The sequence below is a fragment of the Shimia ponticola genome (assembly GCF_007995215.1).
GTDB classification, from domain to species: Bacteria; Pseudomonadota; Alphaproteobacteria; order Rhodobacterales; family Rhodobacteraceae; genus Shimia_B; species Shimia_B ponticola.
In genome coordinates, this window is sequence record NZ_VCDK01000006.1 from 462,348 (window position 1) to 479,379 (window position 17,032).

General features: G+C 58.5%; 13 protein-coding genes. 10 read left to right on the top strand and 3 right to left on the bottom strand.

Features of this window, described 5'->3' with window-relative positions; genetic code table 11:
* Nucleotides 1-167: 167 nt before the first annotated feature.
* Complete coding sequence (locus FE702_RS15750) at nucleotides 168-989, bottom strand: YncE family protein (protein ID WP_147127270.1); 822 nt, start codon at nucleotides 987-989, stop codon at nucleotides 168-170.
* Between the two features lie 34 nt (nucleotides 990-1,023).
* Here FE702_RS15750 and FE702_RS15755 point away from each other — a divergent pair, with 34 nt between their 5' ends.
* From FE702_RS15755 to FE702_RS15780, 6 genes are all read left to right on the top strand, one after another.
* The gene (locus FE702_RS15755; protein WP_147127271.1) at nucleotides 1,024-1,686 is read left to right on the top strand and encodes an SDR family NAD(P)-dependent oxidoreductase; all 663 of its coding nucleotides are present in this window, start codon (nucleotides 1,024-1,026) and stop codon (nucleotides 1,684-1,686) included.
* The gene (locus FE702_RS15760; protein WP_147127272.1) at nucleotides 1,680-3,185 is read left to right on the top strand and encodes a cryptochrome/photolyase family protein; all 1,506 of its coding nucleotides are present in this window, start codon (nucleotides 1,680-1,682) and stop codon (nucleotides 3,183-3,185) included. The genes FE702_RS15755 and FE702_RS15760 overlap by 7 nt, the downstream gene beginning before the upstream one ends.
* A gap of 90 nt (nucleotides 3,186-3,275) precedes the next feature.
* Nucleotides 3,276-3,839 (top strand): biliverdin-producing heme oxygenase, encoded by a 564-nt coding sequence (locus tag FE702_RS15765; RefSeq protein ID WP_147127273.1) that lies wholly within the window; start codon nucleotides 3,276-3,278, stop codon nucleotides 3,837-3,839.
* The gene (locus FE702_RS15770; RefSeq protein ID WP_147127274.1) at nucleotides 3,836-6,415 is read left to right on the top strand and encodes an HWE histidine kinase domain-containing protein; all 2,580 of its coding nucleotides are present in this window, start codon (nucleotides 3,836-3,838) and stop codon (nucleotides 6,413-6,415) included. The genes FE702_RS15765 and FE702_RS15770 overlap by 4 nt, the downstream gene beginning before the upstream one ends.
* A 161-nt stretch (nucleotides 6,416-6,576) precedes the next feature.
* On the top strand, nucleotides 6,577-7,671 hold the full coding sequence (locus FE702_RS15775; RefSeq protein ID WP_222611821.1) for a tRNA-dihydrouridine synthase: 1,095 nt from the start codon (nucleotides 6,577-6,579) through the stop codon (nucleotides 7,669-7,671).
* A 136-nt stretch (nucleotides 7,672-7,807) separates the two neighbouring features.
* Entirely contained in the window at nucleotides 7,808-9,292 is a 1,485-nt protein-coding gene (locus FE702_RS15780) for a phospholipase D family protein (protein WP_147127276.1), read from the top strand.
* 13 nt (nucleotides 9,293-9,305) lie between these two features.
* Here FE702_RS15780 and FE702_RS15785 read toward each other — a convergent pair whose 3' ends face one another.
* Nucleotides 9,306-10,742, bottom strand: a complete 1,437-nt coding sequence (locus FE702_RS15785; RefSeq protein WP_147127277.1) for an MORN repeat-containing protein — start codon at nucleotides 10,740-10,742, stop codon at nucleotides 9,306-9,308.
* A gap of 254 nt (nucleotides 10,743-10,996) precedes the next feature.
* Between FE702_RS15785 and FE702_RS15790 the strand changes: the two genes are divergently transcribed.
* Nucleotides 10,997-12,655, top strand: coding sequence for an NAD+ synthase (locus FE702_RS15790; protein WP_147127278.1), 1,659 nt, complete (start codon nucleotides 10,997-10,999; stop codon nucleotides 12,653-12,655).
* 51 nt (nucleotides 12,656-12,706) lie between these two features.
* Here FE702_RS15790 and FE702_RS15795 read toward each other — a convergent pair whose 3' ends face one another.
* A complete protein-coding gene (locus FE702_RS15795) occupies nucleotides 12,707-13,642 on the bottom strand; it encodes an MBL fold metallo-hydrolase (protein WP_147127279.1) in 936 nt (311 codons plus the stop codon).
* 100 nt (nucleotides 13,643-13,742) lie between these two features.
* Here FE702_RS15795 and FE702_RS15800 point away from each other — a divergent pair, with 100 nt between their 5' ends.
* From FE702_RS15800 to FE702_RS15810, 3 genes are all read left to right on the top strand, one after another.
* Complete coding sequence (locus FE702_RS15800; protein WP_147127280.1) at nucleotides 13,743-14,171, top strand: DUF1801 domain-containing protein; 429 nt, start codon at nucleotides 13,743-13,745, stop codon at nucleotides 14,169-14,171.
* Between the two features lie 81 nt (nucleotides 14,172-14,252).
* Nucleotides 14,253-15,575, top strand: a complete 1,323-nt coding sequence (gene gltX / locus FE702_RS15805) for a glutamate--tRNA ligase (protein WP_147127281.1) — start codon at nucleotides 14,253-14,255, stop codon at nucleotides 15,573-15,575.
* Between the two features lie 62 nt (nucleotides 15,576-15,637).
* Nucleotides 15,638-17,032: an MATE family efflux transporter gene (locus FE702_RS15810; protein ID WP_147127282.1), complete on the top strand. Its 1,395-nt coding sequence runs from the start codon at nucleotides 15,638-15,640 to the stop codon at nucleotides 17,030-17,032.

Here is a 17,032-nt window from a genome sequence, read left to right on the forward strand (position 1 = left end):
TTCGGGTTCGGCGCTGTTCCTGACTGAGCGGACGCGCCGAAGGGCACGCTCAGGAGCGGCTAAGAAGAAGACCCAGTAGGGCGCGGAGTGCAATACGCTGCGTCATGCGGATGTTATTGCGCATGTCGTGGCGTTTGGGAACCGGAAAAATTCGCCGCGCTTGCAGTCTAGAACATGAGGCATGCGTCGCCGGACTCATCAGGCGCGGTTGTGCGGACGCCGGGCAGGTAGTCGAACACAGCCAGAAGCGAGCCTCCGTCAAAGCCCACCCACATGGTGCCTGTGTCGGCCTGAATGGCGATACCCTCTGCGTCGCGACCATAGGCCGACAGAGGCACGATGCTAACCAAGGTACCGTCAGGCGCAAATTCAAAGATCGAGTTGCTGCCCTCGTTATCGTCGACGACATAAAGCGCGCCGGTGCGGCGGTCACGCGCGATGCCCTGTGGTTCGACCATGGGCGGCGACATTTCAAAACCGCGGATTTCCCAGATCAGGTCACCGGTTCGTGTTTCGGCCCAGACGCGGGCGTCGTCATCCTGTGTCATGATCAGCGAACCGTCTGGGCGCGCGATCAGGCCTTCCACATCCCATGTGGGGGTCTTCAGGCGGAATTTGTCGCCGATGGGGTCGCCGTCTTTGGTTAGCCGTTGGAAGCCACCGAACCCGTCCGAGATCAAGAGATTGTCGCCATCGGTGCTTATGGCCTTGGCGGTGAAAAGGTCTGTCTCAAACCTGCGGGTAATGTCGCCGGTCGGACCAAGCAGCGCGATCTCACGGCCTTCATTCACGATCCAGAGGCCGCAGAGGGAGGCGTCGAAGTGAAGTGACGAAGGGCGGTGCATCTGGACCGCGTCGCGCAGGGTCAGTTCAAGCGCTGAACCAAGGGTTGGTATCACGCAGAGCAAGCTTACGATGAGGCGGTAAAAGAAAGCCATCCCACAGAAATGGAGCACGACGCTTTGGCGGCAATAGTCGCGGCGCGCCATTGAGCCGAGCGCGGCTCAGGCTAGGTCGGCGTCAATGAAGAATGTTTTGGTGATCGGCGCGTCGGGTGGAATTGGCTCGGCGTTTGTAGCGGAACTCGGGCGGCGCGGCGCGGCAGTGACCGGTATGTCCCGGTCTGCGGATGGGCTGGATATGGCTGATGCGGCGAGTATTGAGCGCGTTCTGGGCGCCTTGCCGGGCGACTATGACGGTGTGATCGTCGCGACAGGCAAGCTTGATGGCGCGGGCAATGCGCCAGAGAAATCGCTTAAGGCTTTGGAAGCCGAAGCGATGCTGGACCAGTTTCAGATAAACTGCGTGGGGCCTGCGATGGTCCTGAAATTGCTGCCGTCTCTGCTGACGCGGGACGAACCGTCCTGGGTTGGGGTTTTGTCGGCGCGTGTGGGGTCTATCGGGGATAACGGTTTGGGCGGTTGGTATTCTTATCGCACGGCGAAGGCCGCGCTGAACCAGATGGTCCACGGCGCAGCGATTGAAATTGCCCGAACACATCCGCAGGCGATCCTTGCCGCGCTACATCCCGGCACCGTCGCGACGCAATTCACCAGCGGGTTCACAGGGCGGGACAAATTGGAACCGGCGCAATCTGCGGCGCGTTTGATCGACGTGCTTAGCGGGCTTGGACCACAGGACAGCGGCACATTCCGCGATTGGAAAGGGGAGGTTGTGCCATGGTGAAACTGGTTCTGGTGCTGGGGGATCAGCTGTCGCCAAACATCGCCGCGTTGAAGGCTGCGGACAAAGACACCGACGTCGTTGTGATGGCCGAGGTCGGGGATGAGGCATCCTATGTCCCCCATCACCCCAAGAAAATCGCCTTTATCTTTGCTGCCATGCGCAAGTTCGCGCAGCGGCTGCGCGATGATGGCTGGACGGTTGAGTACAAGAAGCTGGATGATGACGGCTCGGACAGCATCTGTGGCGAGCTCATGCGCCACTATAAAACCCATGACGCGGATGGCGTGATCGCCACGGAACCCGGCGAGTTCCGGTTGATCGAAGCGCTGCAGAACTGCCCGGTAAAGGTCGACATCCTTGAAGACGATCGCTTCATCTCCACCCACAAGGAATTCGAGGAGTGGGCCAAGGGGCGCAAGCAGTTGCGGATGGAGTATTTCTATCGCGACATGCGCCGCAAAACCGGGCTGCTGATGGATGGCGACGATCCGGAAGGCGGCAAGTGGAACTTTGACCACGATAATCGAAAGCCTGCCTCAGACGACCTCTTTAAAGAAGGGCCATTGCGGCATGAGCCGGATGAGGTGACGCGCGAGGTGCTGGGTCTTGTGGCCTCACGGTTTGACAACAACTTTGGCGATCTGGAGCCGTTCTGGTTTGCAACGGATGTCGACGGCGCTGAGGCGGTCGCAGACTATTTTGTAGAAAAGCTGCTGCCGACATTTGGTGACTATCAGGATGCGATGGTGGCGAATGATCGGTTCCTCTATCACTCGCTTGTTTCGCTATACATCCACGTTGGGCTGCTGGACCCTTTGGATATCTGCCGTCGCGTGGAAAAAGCTTACAAAGATGGCCACGCGCCAATCAACGCGGCGGAGGGGTATATCCGTCAGATCATTGGATGGCGTGAATACATGCGGGGTATCTATTTCCTCGAAGGGCCGGATTACCCAAACCGCAACGCGCTGAACCATCAACGCAAGCTGCCGGGGTTCTATTGGTCCGGCGAAACCGAAATGGCCTGTCTGAGCCACGCGATCACGGCGACTAAGGAAGAAGGCTATGCCCACCACATCCAACGGCTGATGGTGACGGGGAACTTCGCCTTGTTGGCTGGCATAAACCCCCAAGAGATCGCGGAGTGGTATCTGGCTGTCTATGTCGACGCCTATGAATGGGTCGAGGCACCGAATGTCATTGGCATGAGCCAGTTTGCCGACGGCGGGATCGTTGGCTCAAAACCTTACGTTTCATCGGGCGCGTATATCAATAAGATGAGCGATTACTGCAAAGGCTGCCACTACTCGGTGACAAAGAAGACCGGAGAAAAAGCCTGTCCATTCAATCTGCTCTATTGGCATTTCATGGACCGGCACCGCGAACGGTTTTCCAAGAACCCGCGCATGGCGCAAATGTATGCAACGTGGGATCGGATGGACGAAGACCGCCGCAAAACTGTGCTAAGTGAAGCGGATTCTTTTCTAAACTCTTTGTGAACGCACATTTTTTACGCAACTCGCTTGCCGCACTCCTCTGACGGTTTAATTGTCTCGGCATTGATTTTCTGGCGAAACGGGGAGTGTTCAATGGAAATCACAAACCTCCGGGTTCGCTTGCGCCATGATCTTTCTCAGGCGCATCAGACACTTGATGATCTGGTTTCCACTTTTGACCTCGCAACGTACCAGGGTTTTGCCGCGTTTCTGTTGATGCACGAAGCGGGATTTCGGGCCATTGGCGGCAGCGCAATAGGTCGGGATCGGTCGATGGTGTTTGACCTGCAAGATCGTGCAGCGCGGGACCTCAAGACACTGGGTCTCGCTCCTTTGGCACGTCCCCAAGACACCAAAGCTGAATACGCGCCAGAGGCAGTAACCTATGTGGTCGGCGGCTCGCGTTTGGGTAGCAAGGTCTTGCGCAAACGGTGGGCGCGGTCGGATGACGTGCGTGTGCGCGCGGCGGTGTCATATTTCGCGGCTCCAAGTTACGCGGACACATGGCGTGAATTCGTTGACGTGGCAGGCCGCGAGCCTTCACAAACTGGCCGAGCATCTCGGATCGTGGCCGATGCACAGCGGTTGTTTGAGCTCTTCGCCAGCCTCGCGCGCATCAGTGACCCTACTGGGGGCGTTGAAAGGACGTCGGCATGAATACACCTCAAGCCCTGCTTAAGCCCGGCGAAGACGTAGACCTGACAAGCTGCGATCGCGAACCGATCCATATCTTGGGCAATGTGCAGGACTTTGGGTGCTTGATCGCCATGTCGTCGGACTGGATCGTGGCACATGCTTCAGTGAACTGCGGCGATGTGATCAACCGTCCGGCGTCTGAAATGATCGGTAAACCGGTCTCGGCGGTGTTCGAGGAAGAGACGGTGCATTTCCTGCGAAGCCGTCTTCAGGTGCTGAGCTATCAAGAAGGCGCAGCGCGTGTATTTGGCTTTGATTTGCTCGGGGATGGCCGTCTTTTCGACATTTCCCTGCACCAGATGGGGCGGTTCTTTATCTTTGAGTTCGAACCGGTCGTCGCAGGCGGATCTTCGTCAACCGCATCAGAAGATGCGGCGAGTGTTCAGGCACTTCTGGCGCGGCTCAAGCGTCACGACCAAACCGATAAGATGCTGAACGAAGCCGCGCGATCCATGCGGGCACTGACGGGCATGGACCGTGTCATGGTCTACAAGTTTGCCGAAGACGGCTCCGGCGAGGTTGTGGCCGAAGCACTCGCCTCCGGACAAGAACCCTATCTTGGCCTACGCTATCCGGCGAGCGATATCCCCAAACAGGCGCGGGCGCTCTACGAAAAAAGCGTCCTGAGGATCATTGGCGATATCGACGCGCCGGTACACGCCATCCACCCGGAATTCGGCGCGGATGGAGAACCGCTTGATTTGTCGATGGCAGTGACGCGAGCCGTGTCGCCGATCCACCTTGAGTATCTGCGCAACATGGGCGTGCAGGCTTCGATGTCGGTTTCAATTCTGCGCAAAGGCAAGTTGTGGGGGCTTTTTGCGTGCCATCATCGCACACCGATCAACATCAGCTATCAGCGTCGCAGCGCCGTCGAATTGTTCGTGCAACTCTTCAATTACGAACTTGCTCAAAAAGAGACCGAGACCGAACTGGCGGATCTTGAAAAGTCGCGGCTGGTCCATGACCGGTTGATGTCTCAAATCTCAAGCGGGCGCACGCTGCATGACGTGTTTGAAACGGTGGCCGACGATATCGCCGACATCATCGCCTTTGACGGGATCGCGATCTACTCTGAAGGAACCTATCGTTCGGTTGGGTCTGCGCCGACAGAAGAAGAGTTCCTTGGTCTTGCGAGGTTCCTGAATACTGCTGAAACGTCCAGCGTCGTGGCCATGGATGAACTCAGCGCGCGCTATCCGCCAGCGGCGGATTATCTGGATCGTGCAGCTGGATTGCTGGCCATTCCGATTTCGCGCCGACCGCGCGATTACCTTGTCTTGTTTCGGCGTGAAGTGGCTCGCTCTGTGCGCTGGGCCGGAAACCCGGAAAAGCCTGTTGAAGTTGGGCCAAATGGCATTCGATTAACGCCCCGCAAAAGCTTTGATGCGTGGCGTGAAGTTGTTCATGGCAAATCAGCGCCGTGGCGGAAGGCCGAAATGAAAGCGGCGGATGCTTTGCGTGTGACGCTGCTTGAGGTGGTGCTGAAGCTTGCGGATGAAACCAACGCCACACGCCAGCGGGCGCAAGAACAGCAAGAGTTGCTGATTGCCGAGTTGAACCATCGGGTACGCAATATCCTGAACTTGATTCAGGGACTGATGAACCAAGGACGCGGTGACGCTGTAACGATTGATGATTATTGCCGTGTGCTGGATGATCGCATTCGGTCCATGGCGCGCGCGCATGACCAACTGACCCAGACCGAATGGGGCTGGGTGCCGTTTGAGCGTCTCGTAAAAACAGAAACCGAGGCGTTCATTTCTAGCAAAAACGCGCGTGTGACCTTCGAAGGCGACGCGGTGGCTCTATCGCCCAATGGCTTCACGACCATGGCGCTTGTGGTGCATGAATTGATGACAAACTCAGCCAAGTATGGAGCGTTGAGCGACGGTTCAGGCGGGGTGCAGCTGTCGGTCCGGGCAAATGCGGATGGGTCTGCCAATATCATATGGGCGGAATCCGGCGGCCCGGCGGTGCAGGCCCCTACACGTAAGGGTTTTGGCACCACCATCATCGAACGTTCGATCCCCTTTGAACTCAAGGGAACCGCCAAGGTGAACTATCGAATGACGGGGCTCGAGGCAGAATTCTGGCTGCCGTCGACCCATGTTCGAGAGGTTGAGGAAGAGGAACTGGTGGTGCAAACGACTGCGGAAACCGAAGTGGCCAATGCCCGCACTTTGAAGGGTGAGGCGTTAGCCGCCGAAGACAACATGATCATTTCGATGGATGTGGTTGATATTCTCGAAGAGCTGGGCGCAAGCCGCGTGCATGCCGCTCCAAGCGTTCGAGATGCCCTGCGTATTCTTGAAAACGAAACGATCTCTTTCGCCGTGTTGGACGTCAATCTGGGCACCGAAACCTCGATTGCAATTGCCGAAAAATGCAAGGAGCTTTCGATCCCGTTCATCCTCGCGACGGGCTACAGCGGGACAGGCGGCGTCTTGGATGAATTCCCCAAGGCGAAAGTTATCCAAAAGCCCTATTCCCTTGCTGATGTTCGCGCGGTGTTGCCAGAAGAAGCCTGCACATAGCGTCGCGGTTTCAGGTGCAGGTGGTCATTGATGGGCGGTGATTTGCGCCAATAATTCAGGCGTAGACTGGGCGGCTGATACCCGTAAAAGTCGAAAAATGTTGACATTGGGCGCCTGTGCCAAAACCCTGTAGGTCTGAAACAGCTGCGGGGTAGACTGTGATGAATGCACTGGCGACACGATTTACCGGCCTTGATTTTGTGAATCCATTCGTGCTGGCCTCGGCCCCTCCGACCGAGAGCAAACGCAAGATTTTGCGTGCGTTTGAAGCTGGCTGGGGCGGTGTGGTGACAAAGACGATCGGACTGCATCCGGTTGAAAATGTGGCAGGCCCCAAGACGATCTTTCAACGCACCAGCGACGTGGCCCCTTATGTGTCGCGCAACAAGCGGCCTGACACGGTCTCGCATTCTTCGTGGAACTGGGAGCTAATTTCAGACCAGCCTTTGGACCTGTGGCTCCCGGATCTTGAGGAAATCAAGACAACCTATCCCGACCGGATGCTCATCGCTTCGATCATGGCAGGCGCAGGCGGCGAGGAAGAGATGGAGAACTGGCGCAAGCTGGCGCGCGCCGTGGTGAATGTTGGCTGTGATGCCATTGAGTTGAACATGTCCTGTCCACACATGGATCGGAAGGATATGGGCGCGCATATCGCCAATGACGAAGACATCATTCGTTCGATCCTCAAGGCAGTGAAAAGCGCCGTGGATGTGCCGATCTGGGTCAAGCTGACGCCAGCGACATCGACCTTGGTCGACGCAGCTGGTGCCGCCTACGAGGCGGGGGCAGCATCGATTTCTTTGTGCAATACGTTCCCGTCGCTGCCGCTGATGGACCCTGAGACGATGAAATTCGAAGTCGAGGTCGATGGGCTTGTGACAAGTGGCGGTTTGGGTGGCCTGGCGATCCTGCCTCAGGCGTTGCAACGGGTGTCCGACATTAACAAAGCCTACCCTGACGGGGCCGTCTCGGGGATTGGGGGCATTCGCGGATTTCGCGAGGCGTTCAACTTCATTGTGCATGGCGCGGGCAACCTGCAGGTCTGCACGGCGGCGATGGAGGAGAAAGGCAGCGGTGGTGTGGGCGTGAAGCTCATTCAGGAACTGACTGACGACTTGAAGGACTACATGGAGCGCAAGGGTTTCTCGTCTATCGAGGATTTCCGCGGCATCGCCCGCGACCGCATTGTTGAACACTCTCAAGTTCGCCGCAAAAGCGACGAATACAACGGCGGTTACAAAATTTCGGCTTGATGAGCACGCGCCCGGAACGGACACGCGGATTGAGCGGGCAAGCTGGCTTTCAATCTGTAATTCAGCGCGCTACGTCTGAGACGACTGGGATATCGGACATGAGTTGTGTGTGTCTCTGATCCATTGACGTCAGGGCGTGCTTTCGTTGACCGATGATTTCGACATTCTGATCACCGCAGAACAGGCATGGCCCGCCTTGGAGCGGGCGGTCCTGAAAGCCGAGCATTCGGTGACTGCGGGCTTTCGCATCTTTGACATGGACACGCGCCTGCGCAGTGAAGAAGGCCGCGCCGTGGGAGACACGTGGTTCGACCTCTTGGCGCATGTGCTGGGCAAGGGCGTGCGCGTGACGCTCAGTGTGAGCGACTTTGACCCGGTGATGGCCCCGGATTTGCACAGCCTTTCGATGCGCACTGTGAAGCAAGGAGAGGAACTGGCGGTGGCAGTCAATCCAAAGGCAGATCAGTTGCGCGTCGCCGCGCATTTGCACCCCGCCAAAGCTGGCATGTTGCCTTGGTTGGGGTTTCTGCCTTTCGTGAAAAAGAAACAGCTCGAAGCGCGCAAAAAGATAAAGAAGGCAGGTGCGGACGGTGAACCGTCCAAGCGGCTTTGGCATCGGATGCCCGCCATGAACCCGGCGACGCATCACCAAAAGGTGGCGGTAATAGACGACGATATTCTCTACATTGGCGGCCTGGATTTGAACGAACGACGCTATGACAGCACAAACCACGACCGCCCCGCTGCCGAGACGTGGTCTGATATTCAGGTGCTTCTCCGCGGGCCAGAGGCAAAGGCCGCGAAGCGCCATCTAGATACCTATAGATCGGTCACCGAAGGCCGCGCGGCGGTTCCGGACTGTCCGGGTCTCAAGCGGACGCTCTCTGCCCCGCGACGGTTCCAAATGCCGTTTCTGTCGCCCCGGACGCTCTTGAACGAAATCGAAGAGGCGCATGTCGCAGCGTTCAAACGCGCAAAGAAGCTGATCTATATTGAAACGCAATTTCTACGGTCGTCAGTGATCGCAGAGACTTTGGCCGAAGCCGGGGCGCGGTCGCCAGACCTGACATCTGTGATCGTCTTGCCCGCTTTGCCGGAAGATGTGGCTTTTGATCGGTCGGATAGTCTGGACGCCAAATACGGTCTGTCACTCGCGGAGGATGCGATCCAAACGGTTCAAGAGGCCTTTGGCAGCCGCTTGACGCTCGCTGTGCCCGTGCAGCCGAGACTTGCCGACCGGGACAGCTTTGAAACTCTGGCCGGTTCGCCGGTGATCCACGTCCACAACAAGGTGCTTGTTCAGGATGATGCATACGCGTTGATCGGCTCGGCCAATCTGAACGGACGTTCTATGCGCTGGGATACCGAGCTGGCGGTTGAGATCACTGATCCATCCCGTGTGGACCGGGCGCGTGCGGGTCTGTTGCAGCATTGGTGGCACCAGCCCTTACCAAAAGAGGCCATGGACCCGACAACGCTCCAGCCTTGGTGGGCCGAACGCATCAAACGCAATGGTGTAAGTTTGCCGGAAAACCGCAGCGGTTTCCTTGTCCCGTTCGACGTCGAACAGCACGCGCGTATGGGACAGCCGCTTCCCGGTGTGACAGAGGACGTGGTCTAGACGGCTACGCCGATCAGCCGTCTTCTGACTCAGGAGCTTCTTGTTCGTTCACGACACGGCGGGCTTCGGTCAAAGCGCCATCATCCCAAGTGCCGCTCGCGACCTGACCGTTGGCATAGCGCATGGTGCCGTCTCCCTGACGACGCCCTGCGCGGAATGTGCCTTCGTAGACATCGCCGTTCGCGTAGGTGGCAACGCCGGTCCCTTCAATTTCGCCCACCGCCCATTGGCCTGTGTATTTGAAGCCGTCGGACATCACGATTTCGCCTTGTCCGTGGCGTTGGCCGTTCAGGAATGCACCGGTGTAGACCGTGCCGTCGGCGTAAGTCGCCGTGCCCTGACCCTGACGCTGGCCTTCGAACCACTCACCATCGTAGCGATAGCCGTCTGCATAGGTCATGACACCGCGCCCATGGTTGCGGGCGTCTTTGAACTCGCCCTGGTAGGTCACGCCGTTGGCGTAGGTTGCGATGCCTTCGCCTTCGATGACGCCATCGACCCATTGGCCTTCATAGGTGGACCCGTCCGTGTAGACGATTTTGCCAAAGCCGTTGGCAAGATCATTCGCGAATTGCCCTGTATAGACCGATCCATCTGGGTAGGTGACTTCGCCTGTGCCAGAGACCTGACCGTTTTCCCAGCGACCGACATAGACATAGCCGTCAACGCCGCGGAACGTGCCCTGTCCGTGACGAAGGTCGCTGAGGAACGCGCCTTCGTAGGTGTCGCCGTTGGCATAGGTGACGGTGCCGGTTCCCTCGCGGCGGCCCGCAACCAGCGTGCCCTGATAGACGTCGCCGTTGGGTTGGGTCAGCGTGCCTTCGCCGGCGATCTGGCCGTCTTTCCAATCGCCTTCGTAGATCAGGCCATCGGGCATGGTCAGTTTTCCTTCGCCCTCGCGCACGCCGCGCAGCATCGCGCCTTCGTAGATGGCTCCGTCAGGATAGGTGATGCGGCCGCGACCTTCTTTGACGCCGTTGATCCAGTCTCCGTCATAGACATAGCCGTCAGGTGTCCGCAGGACGCCCGTGCCATGGTGCATGGCGGCGCGGAAGGCGCCCTCGTAAATGATTCCGTTCGCGTAGCGCGCAATGCCTTCGCCGGTGATTTTGCCGTCCGACCATTCACCTTCGTAGGTGCCGCCGTCGGCAAAGGTGATCATGCCGCGACCTTCGGGTTTGCCCTTGGCAAACGCGCCCACGTAGACCGACCCATTGGGGAACTTGGCGGTGCCTTGGCCAAGGATTTCTCCATCGACCCATTCGCCCGTATATTCATACCCGTTTGGAAGGGTGTAGGTCCCCTGACCGTGTTGTTTGCCGTTCTTGAACGCGCCTTTATAGACGCCGCCATCGTCATACTGCTTGGTTGCGACCTGTTGGGCCACAACCGGAGAGGCTGCAAAAAGTGATACACAAAGCGCTGCCGCAAGTGTGCCGCGAACCTGCATGTCGAACCCCCATACCGGCCTTGCCTTGGTTTATCCTGATGGTGGGGTCATGCGGCGGATTGTCGGACTTCCGACTTGTGGCCGACGACTCCCTTGGCCGGGTCACGGAGTAAGCTAATTGAGGTAGGGCACCCGGGCAACATCTATATGTGGTGTTTGAACGGGTGTGAGAGGGTTGTGAACAGGGTTTCGCCTACGGCTGGGTCTGTTAAGGACATGGCTGGTTTCACACCTGAGTACTGAGAAGGTCTGGCATGGCGCGCACTCTTCGTATGACATTGGCGCAATTGAACCCCACCGTGGGTGATCTGGCTGGAAACGTGGCCAAAGCGCATGCCGCGTGGCAAGACGGCAAAGCCGCCGGTGCCGATATCGTCTATCTGCCTGAAATGTTCATCACCGGGTATCAGGTGCAGGACCTGATCATGAAGCCGGTTTTCGCCGAAACGGCGATGCAGGCCGTGCATGATCTTGCCCGAGACTGCGCCGATGGGCCGATGCTTGGCATTGGGGGCCCGATGCGCAGCGAGGCAGGGTTGTTCAACGCCTATTTCATCTGCGACGGCGGCAAGGTCACGGCCACCATACTGAAGCATGAACGTCCCAATGACGGCGTGTTCGACGAGGTCCGCCTGTATGAGCAAGGGCCGATCCACGGACCATACTCTGTCAATGGCGTGCGCGTGGGGACCCCGATCTGCGAGGACGCTTGGCATCCGGATGTGGCCGAAGCGCTGGCTGAAACTGGGGCAGAGGTTCTCTTTGTGCCGAATGGGTCGCCTTATCACCGCAACAAGTTTGACGTGCGGCTGAGCCACATTGTGGCGCGTGTCCGTGAGACGGGGCTACCTGCCGTTTATCTCAACATGGTGGGCGGTCAGGATGATCAGGTCTTTGACGGCGGGTCCTTTGCGCTGAACGCTGATCTGACGATGCCCGTGAAATTGCCTGTCTTTGATGAGGTGATCACCCATATCGACCTGCAAGAAGGCGACGGCGGTTGGCATGTCGTCGCGCTGGATCACGCTGCACACCCGAATGAGTGGGAGCAGGACTATCGCGTGATGGTCGAGGCATTGCGCGATTACATGGGCAAGACCGGGTTCAAGAAGGTGCTTCTTGGTCTGTCCGGGGGTATCGACAGTGCGATTGTTGCGACGATTGCCGTAGATGCTCTAGGGTCTGAGAATGTGCGCTGCGTGATGCTGCCGTCCGAGTACACATCGCAAGCTTCGCTGGATGACGCTGAGGACATCGCCAAGCGGCTCGGGTGTCGGTATGACTATGTGCCAATCTCGGGGCCGCGTGCGGCGGTGACTGAGGCGCTGGGGCCACTCTTTGAGGGGCTTGAGGCAGATATCACCGAAGAGAATATCCAATCGCGCTTGCGCGGGCTGCTCTTGATGGCGCTGTCGAACAAGTTTGGTGAGATGCTGCTGACGACCGGGAACAAGTCCGAGGTCGCGGTAGGCTATGCCACGATTTATGGCGACATGTCAGGCGGCTACAATCCGATCAAGGACATGTACAAAACGCGGGTGTTTGAGCAGTGCCGCTGGCGCAATGCCAATCACCGCGACTGGATGGCGGGGCCAAGCGGCGAAGTGATCCCTGTTTCGATCATCGACAAACCTCCGACTGCCGAGTTGCGCGAAGACCAAAAGGACGAGGACAGCTTGCCGCCTTATGAGCTGCTGGATGGTATCCTGGAAATGCTTGTGGATCGCGAGGCGTCCGTCGCAGATTGCGTTGCCGCTGGTTATGACCGCGAGACGGTCAAGCGGGTCGAGCATCTGATTTACATCAGTGAATATAAGCGGTTCCAGTCTGCGCCCGGTGCGCGGTTGACCGAAAGGGCATTCTGGCTGGATCGTCGTTATCCGATTGTGAACCGCTGGCGCGATCCAAGCTGATCCTCGCCGGGGTTCTGGCACCCAACAGATTGGATGGGTGCCAGTGATTGCTTAGCTTCGCGCAGTCATTTGGTATGTCACCGGAACCCAGCGGAAGCCGTCTTCGCGCGTCTCGACATAGCCTGCGCCGGGGAACGGCATGTGATAGCCCAGCATCGGAATGCGTTCAGACGCCAGCATTCCCAGCACGCGGCGACGGGTGGCTGCTGCGGCGGCTTTGTCCATGTCAAAGCGCACCTCCCAATCGGGGTAGGCCAGCGACCAGACATAGTGGTTGGCCAGGTCGGAGGCGAGGTAAAGCTGCTGTCCGCCGCTATCGATCATAAAGTTCAACAGGCCGGGTGTGTGGCCAAAGGCGGCCATCGCGGTGATGCCGCCGCGTACATCCTGACCGTCTTCGAGGAAGGTCATTTGATCGGCAAACGGGATCACATTGGTCGACATGATGTCGTAGATGCGATTGCCTTCGCCTTGAGCGGCCCAGAAGTCATATTCTGCGCGGCCTGTAACATAGACAGCGTTGGGGAAGGTTGGCGCGCCGTCTGTCACCATGCCATTGATGTGGTCAGGGTGCATGTGGGTGATGACAACGTGGGTCACATCCTCTGGCCGGATGCCTGCTTCGCCCAGCGAAGTGATCAGGCCGCCTTGGCCCAAGCCAGTGTCAAACAGGATCGTCTCACTGCCGGTCTCGACGACAACCGGGGTGAAGAAGCCCTGAAAGCTGTCGGACGGGATGAAGTTCTGTGCGGAGACGTCGGCGAATTCTTCCTCGGAGACATTCATGCCAAAGATACCCTGAGGGTTATCGTTCGCACCGCTTGCGTCGAGCAGGGTCGTGACGTGAAAGTCACCTACCAAAAAGCTGCGCGCGCGCGATGTCACCATGGCGCCATGCCCACCGGCGGAGGCTGTCGAGGCAAGGGTCGGGATCAGTGGCGCGGCAGCCGCGCCGGCGAGAACAGAGCGGCGGGAAAAAGAAGTCATCGGTCAGTCTCCAAGATTATGGTAGTCTGGGACATAGCGCTGTGGGTTCGAAAGCTACTGCTTCCGCGAACACCTCATTGTGCATGAATGGAGACCCGCAATGGCCGAGAACAAGACGAAACCGACCGAAATTGCGGTGTCAGACTTCCTTGCCGGGGTGGATCATCCGACGCGGCGAGCCGACGCGGATCGGTTGATGGAGATATTCGCGGAGGTTACCGGATGGGAGGCCCAGATGTGGGGCCCAAGCATTATCGGCTTTGGTCGATATGATTACACCTACGACTCCGGGCGGTCAGGCAGCATGTGCGCCACCGGCTTTTCCCCGCGCAAATCGAACCTGAGCCTCTATATCATGCCGGGCTATGCAGATTTTGCCGCACTGCTTGATCGCTTGGGAAAGCACAAAACCGGCGCGGCTTGCCTGTACATCAATAAATTAGCGGATGTAGACCACGCTGTCCTGAAAGAGCTTATTTCGGCAGGGCTGACGGATTTGCGCAGCAAGTATCCGGTGTTTGAGGCCTAGACTTCGTGCCGTGGCGGGACAGGTGTGGACAACGGCGCGCGCATTTGGCAATCCGCGCGGGTTGATAGGAAGGCACCGGCCATGACCGTTACACGTTTTGCTCCGTCACCGACGGGTTACCTGCATATCGGGAACTTGCGTCCCGCGCTGATGAACCATCTGATCGCCAAACAGGCGGGTGGGACATTCATCCTGCGCATTGATGACACCGACGCGGAACGGTCCAAGCAGGAGTATATCGACGCCATTCAGGAAGACCTTGATTGGTTGGGCATTGCTTGGGACCGGATCGAGTATCAGTCCAAGCGGCTGGATCGCTATGCAGAGGCTGCCGATAAGATGCGCGCCATGGGCCGCCTCTATGAGGCCTTTGAGACGCCGACCGAGCTGGACCTGAAGCGCAAGAAACAGCTGAATATGGGCAAGCCACCGGTCTACGACCGTTCGGCATTGGAGTTGAGCGACGCCGAAAAAGACGCACTGCGTGCAGATCGCGCGGGCCATTGGCGGTTCAAACTGGATTGGGAACGCATCGAGTGGGCTGATGGAATCGTTGGCGACATCTCGATTGATGCCGCGTCCGTTTCGGACCCGGTTTTGATCCGCGGCGACGGGCAGGTCCTCTACACGCTGGCGTCGGTTGTCGATGACACCGAGATGGGGATCACCCATGTCGTGCGTGGGTCGGACCACGTGACGAACACTGCCACGCAAATTCAGATGATCCGCGCGTTGGGCTTTGAGCCGCCGATCTTTGCACATCACTCGCTGTTGACCGGTCCACAGGGCGAGGCACTGTCGAAACGTCTTGGCACGCTATCGCTTCGCGATTTGCGGGCGTCGGGTGTTAAACCTATGGCGTTGCTGAGCCTGATGGCGAGGCTGGGCTCGTCCGATGGGGTTGAATTGCGGATGGCGATGGACGAATTGGCAGAGCATTTTGATCTGTCCAAGTTTGGCTCTGCGCCGACCAAATTCGACGCGGATGACCTGTATCCGTTGACGGCGCGCTATTTGCAGGCGCTTTCGCTGCAAGATGTGGCAGCCGATGTCGCCGCGGCAGGTGTGCCCGCTGATCAGGCCGAGGCGTTCTGGGACGTTGTGCGCGAGAATATCACCACCCTGAACGATCTTGAGGGATGGTGGTCGCTGATGCGCGACGGGGCGGAGCCTGTGATTGCAGAAGATGACGCAGAGTTCGTTGCGACCGCGCTGGGCATGATGCCTGCGCGGCCATGGACGGACGCGACATGGGGCGAGTGGACATCTGCCGTGAAGGCCGAGACAGGTCGCAAAGGTCGAGGCCTCTTTATGCCGCTGCGCAAGGCCCTGACGGGGATGGATCACGGGCCGGATATGGGGCGTCTGTTGCCGCTGTTGCAGGTCGTCAAAGCCAAGGGCTGAGGCGCAGCCCATTGCCAGACTGCCGATGATCGGCCACGGTCGCCAAAAGATCGGAGGCCCAGATGGCTGAGCAGGCAAAATTTCTAGACGGCAACTTGTTCCGCCACATCAGCGTGATGTCGTTCACGGCTGCCACGGGGCTGATGGCGGTGTTCTTCGTCGATCTGGTCGACATGCTGTTTATCTCGATGCTGGGGAAAGAGGAGCTGGCCGCGGCCGTAGGCTATGCGGGGGCCATCCTGTTTTTCACGTCAAGTTTCGGGATCGGTATGGCGATTGCCTCTGGTGCTTTGGTGGCCAAAGCCTTGGGTGCGGGTGAAGATGATCTGGCGCAGCAGAAGGTTGCGACATCGCTCTTTTGGGGTGTTGTGTTTGGGTCGATCTTTGCCGGCGTGGTCTGGCTGAATATCCCCGCGCTCGCCGCGTTGATGGGGGCGTCGGGCGAGACGCTGGAACTGGCCTCAAGTTACTTGCGGATCATCATCCCGTCGCTGCCGCTCTTGCTGATTGGGATGGTCGGCGGGGCAATCCTGCGGGCGCATGGGGATGCACGACGGTCGATGAATGCGACACTAATGGGAGGCGCCGTGAACGCGGTGCTGGACCCGATCCTGATCTTTGGGCTCGACCTCGAACTGACAGGGGCGGCGATTGCCAGCGTTTGCGCGCGGGTTGCCATTGCGACATGGGCTTTGCTGCCGATAATCCGACATCATTCCGGGATCATTCGGCCCAAGGTGGCGCAGTTGATGGCGGATTTGCATCCGCTTGCCGTGATCGCCTTTCCGGCAATCCTGACCCAGCTCGCGACGCCGATCGGGCAGGCCTATGTCACGCGGTCAATGGCGGCGTTTGGCGAAGAGGCCGTGGCCGGGATGGCGATTGTCGCGCGTATCACGCCGGTGGCTTTCGGCATCATCTTTGCGCTGTCCGGAGCCATCGGGCCGATCATCGGACAGAATTACGGGGCCAAGAAGTTCGACCGGGTCGAACGGGCATTCCGCGACGGTGTTGTCTTTACCGCTCTGGTGGTCGTTGTGATGTCGGCGCTGCTGTTCCTGCTGCGCGGTTTCATTGCCGATGTGTTTTCAGCCGAAGGAATCGCGCGGACGCTGGTGTTCTTGTTCTGTGGACCGCTGGCGCTGATGTGGTTCTTCAACGGGTTGATCTTTGTCACGAATGCTTCGTTCAACAATCTGGGCCATCCGTTCTATTCGACCTGGATCAATTGGGGGCGGCATACTCTGGGTACGATCCCGTTCGTGATCCTAGGTGCGGCGTGGTTTGGCGCGCCGGGGGTGCTGATCGGTCAGGCTTTTGGTGGGATGATCTTTGCAGCCGTGGCTGTGATCATGGCCCGGCGCGTTATGCGGGTGGCGCGGGAAGAGGCGGTCGAAGGACCTGCCGAGTTTCAGAGACAAGCGCGGCTATTGCAACTGTTTCACCATCGGCGATGA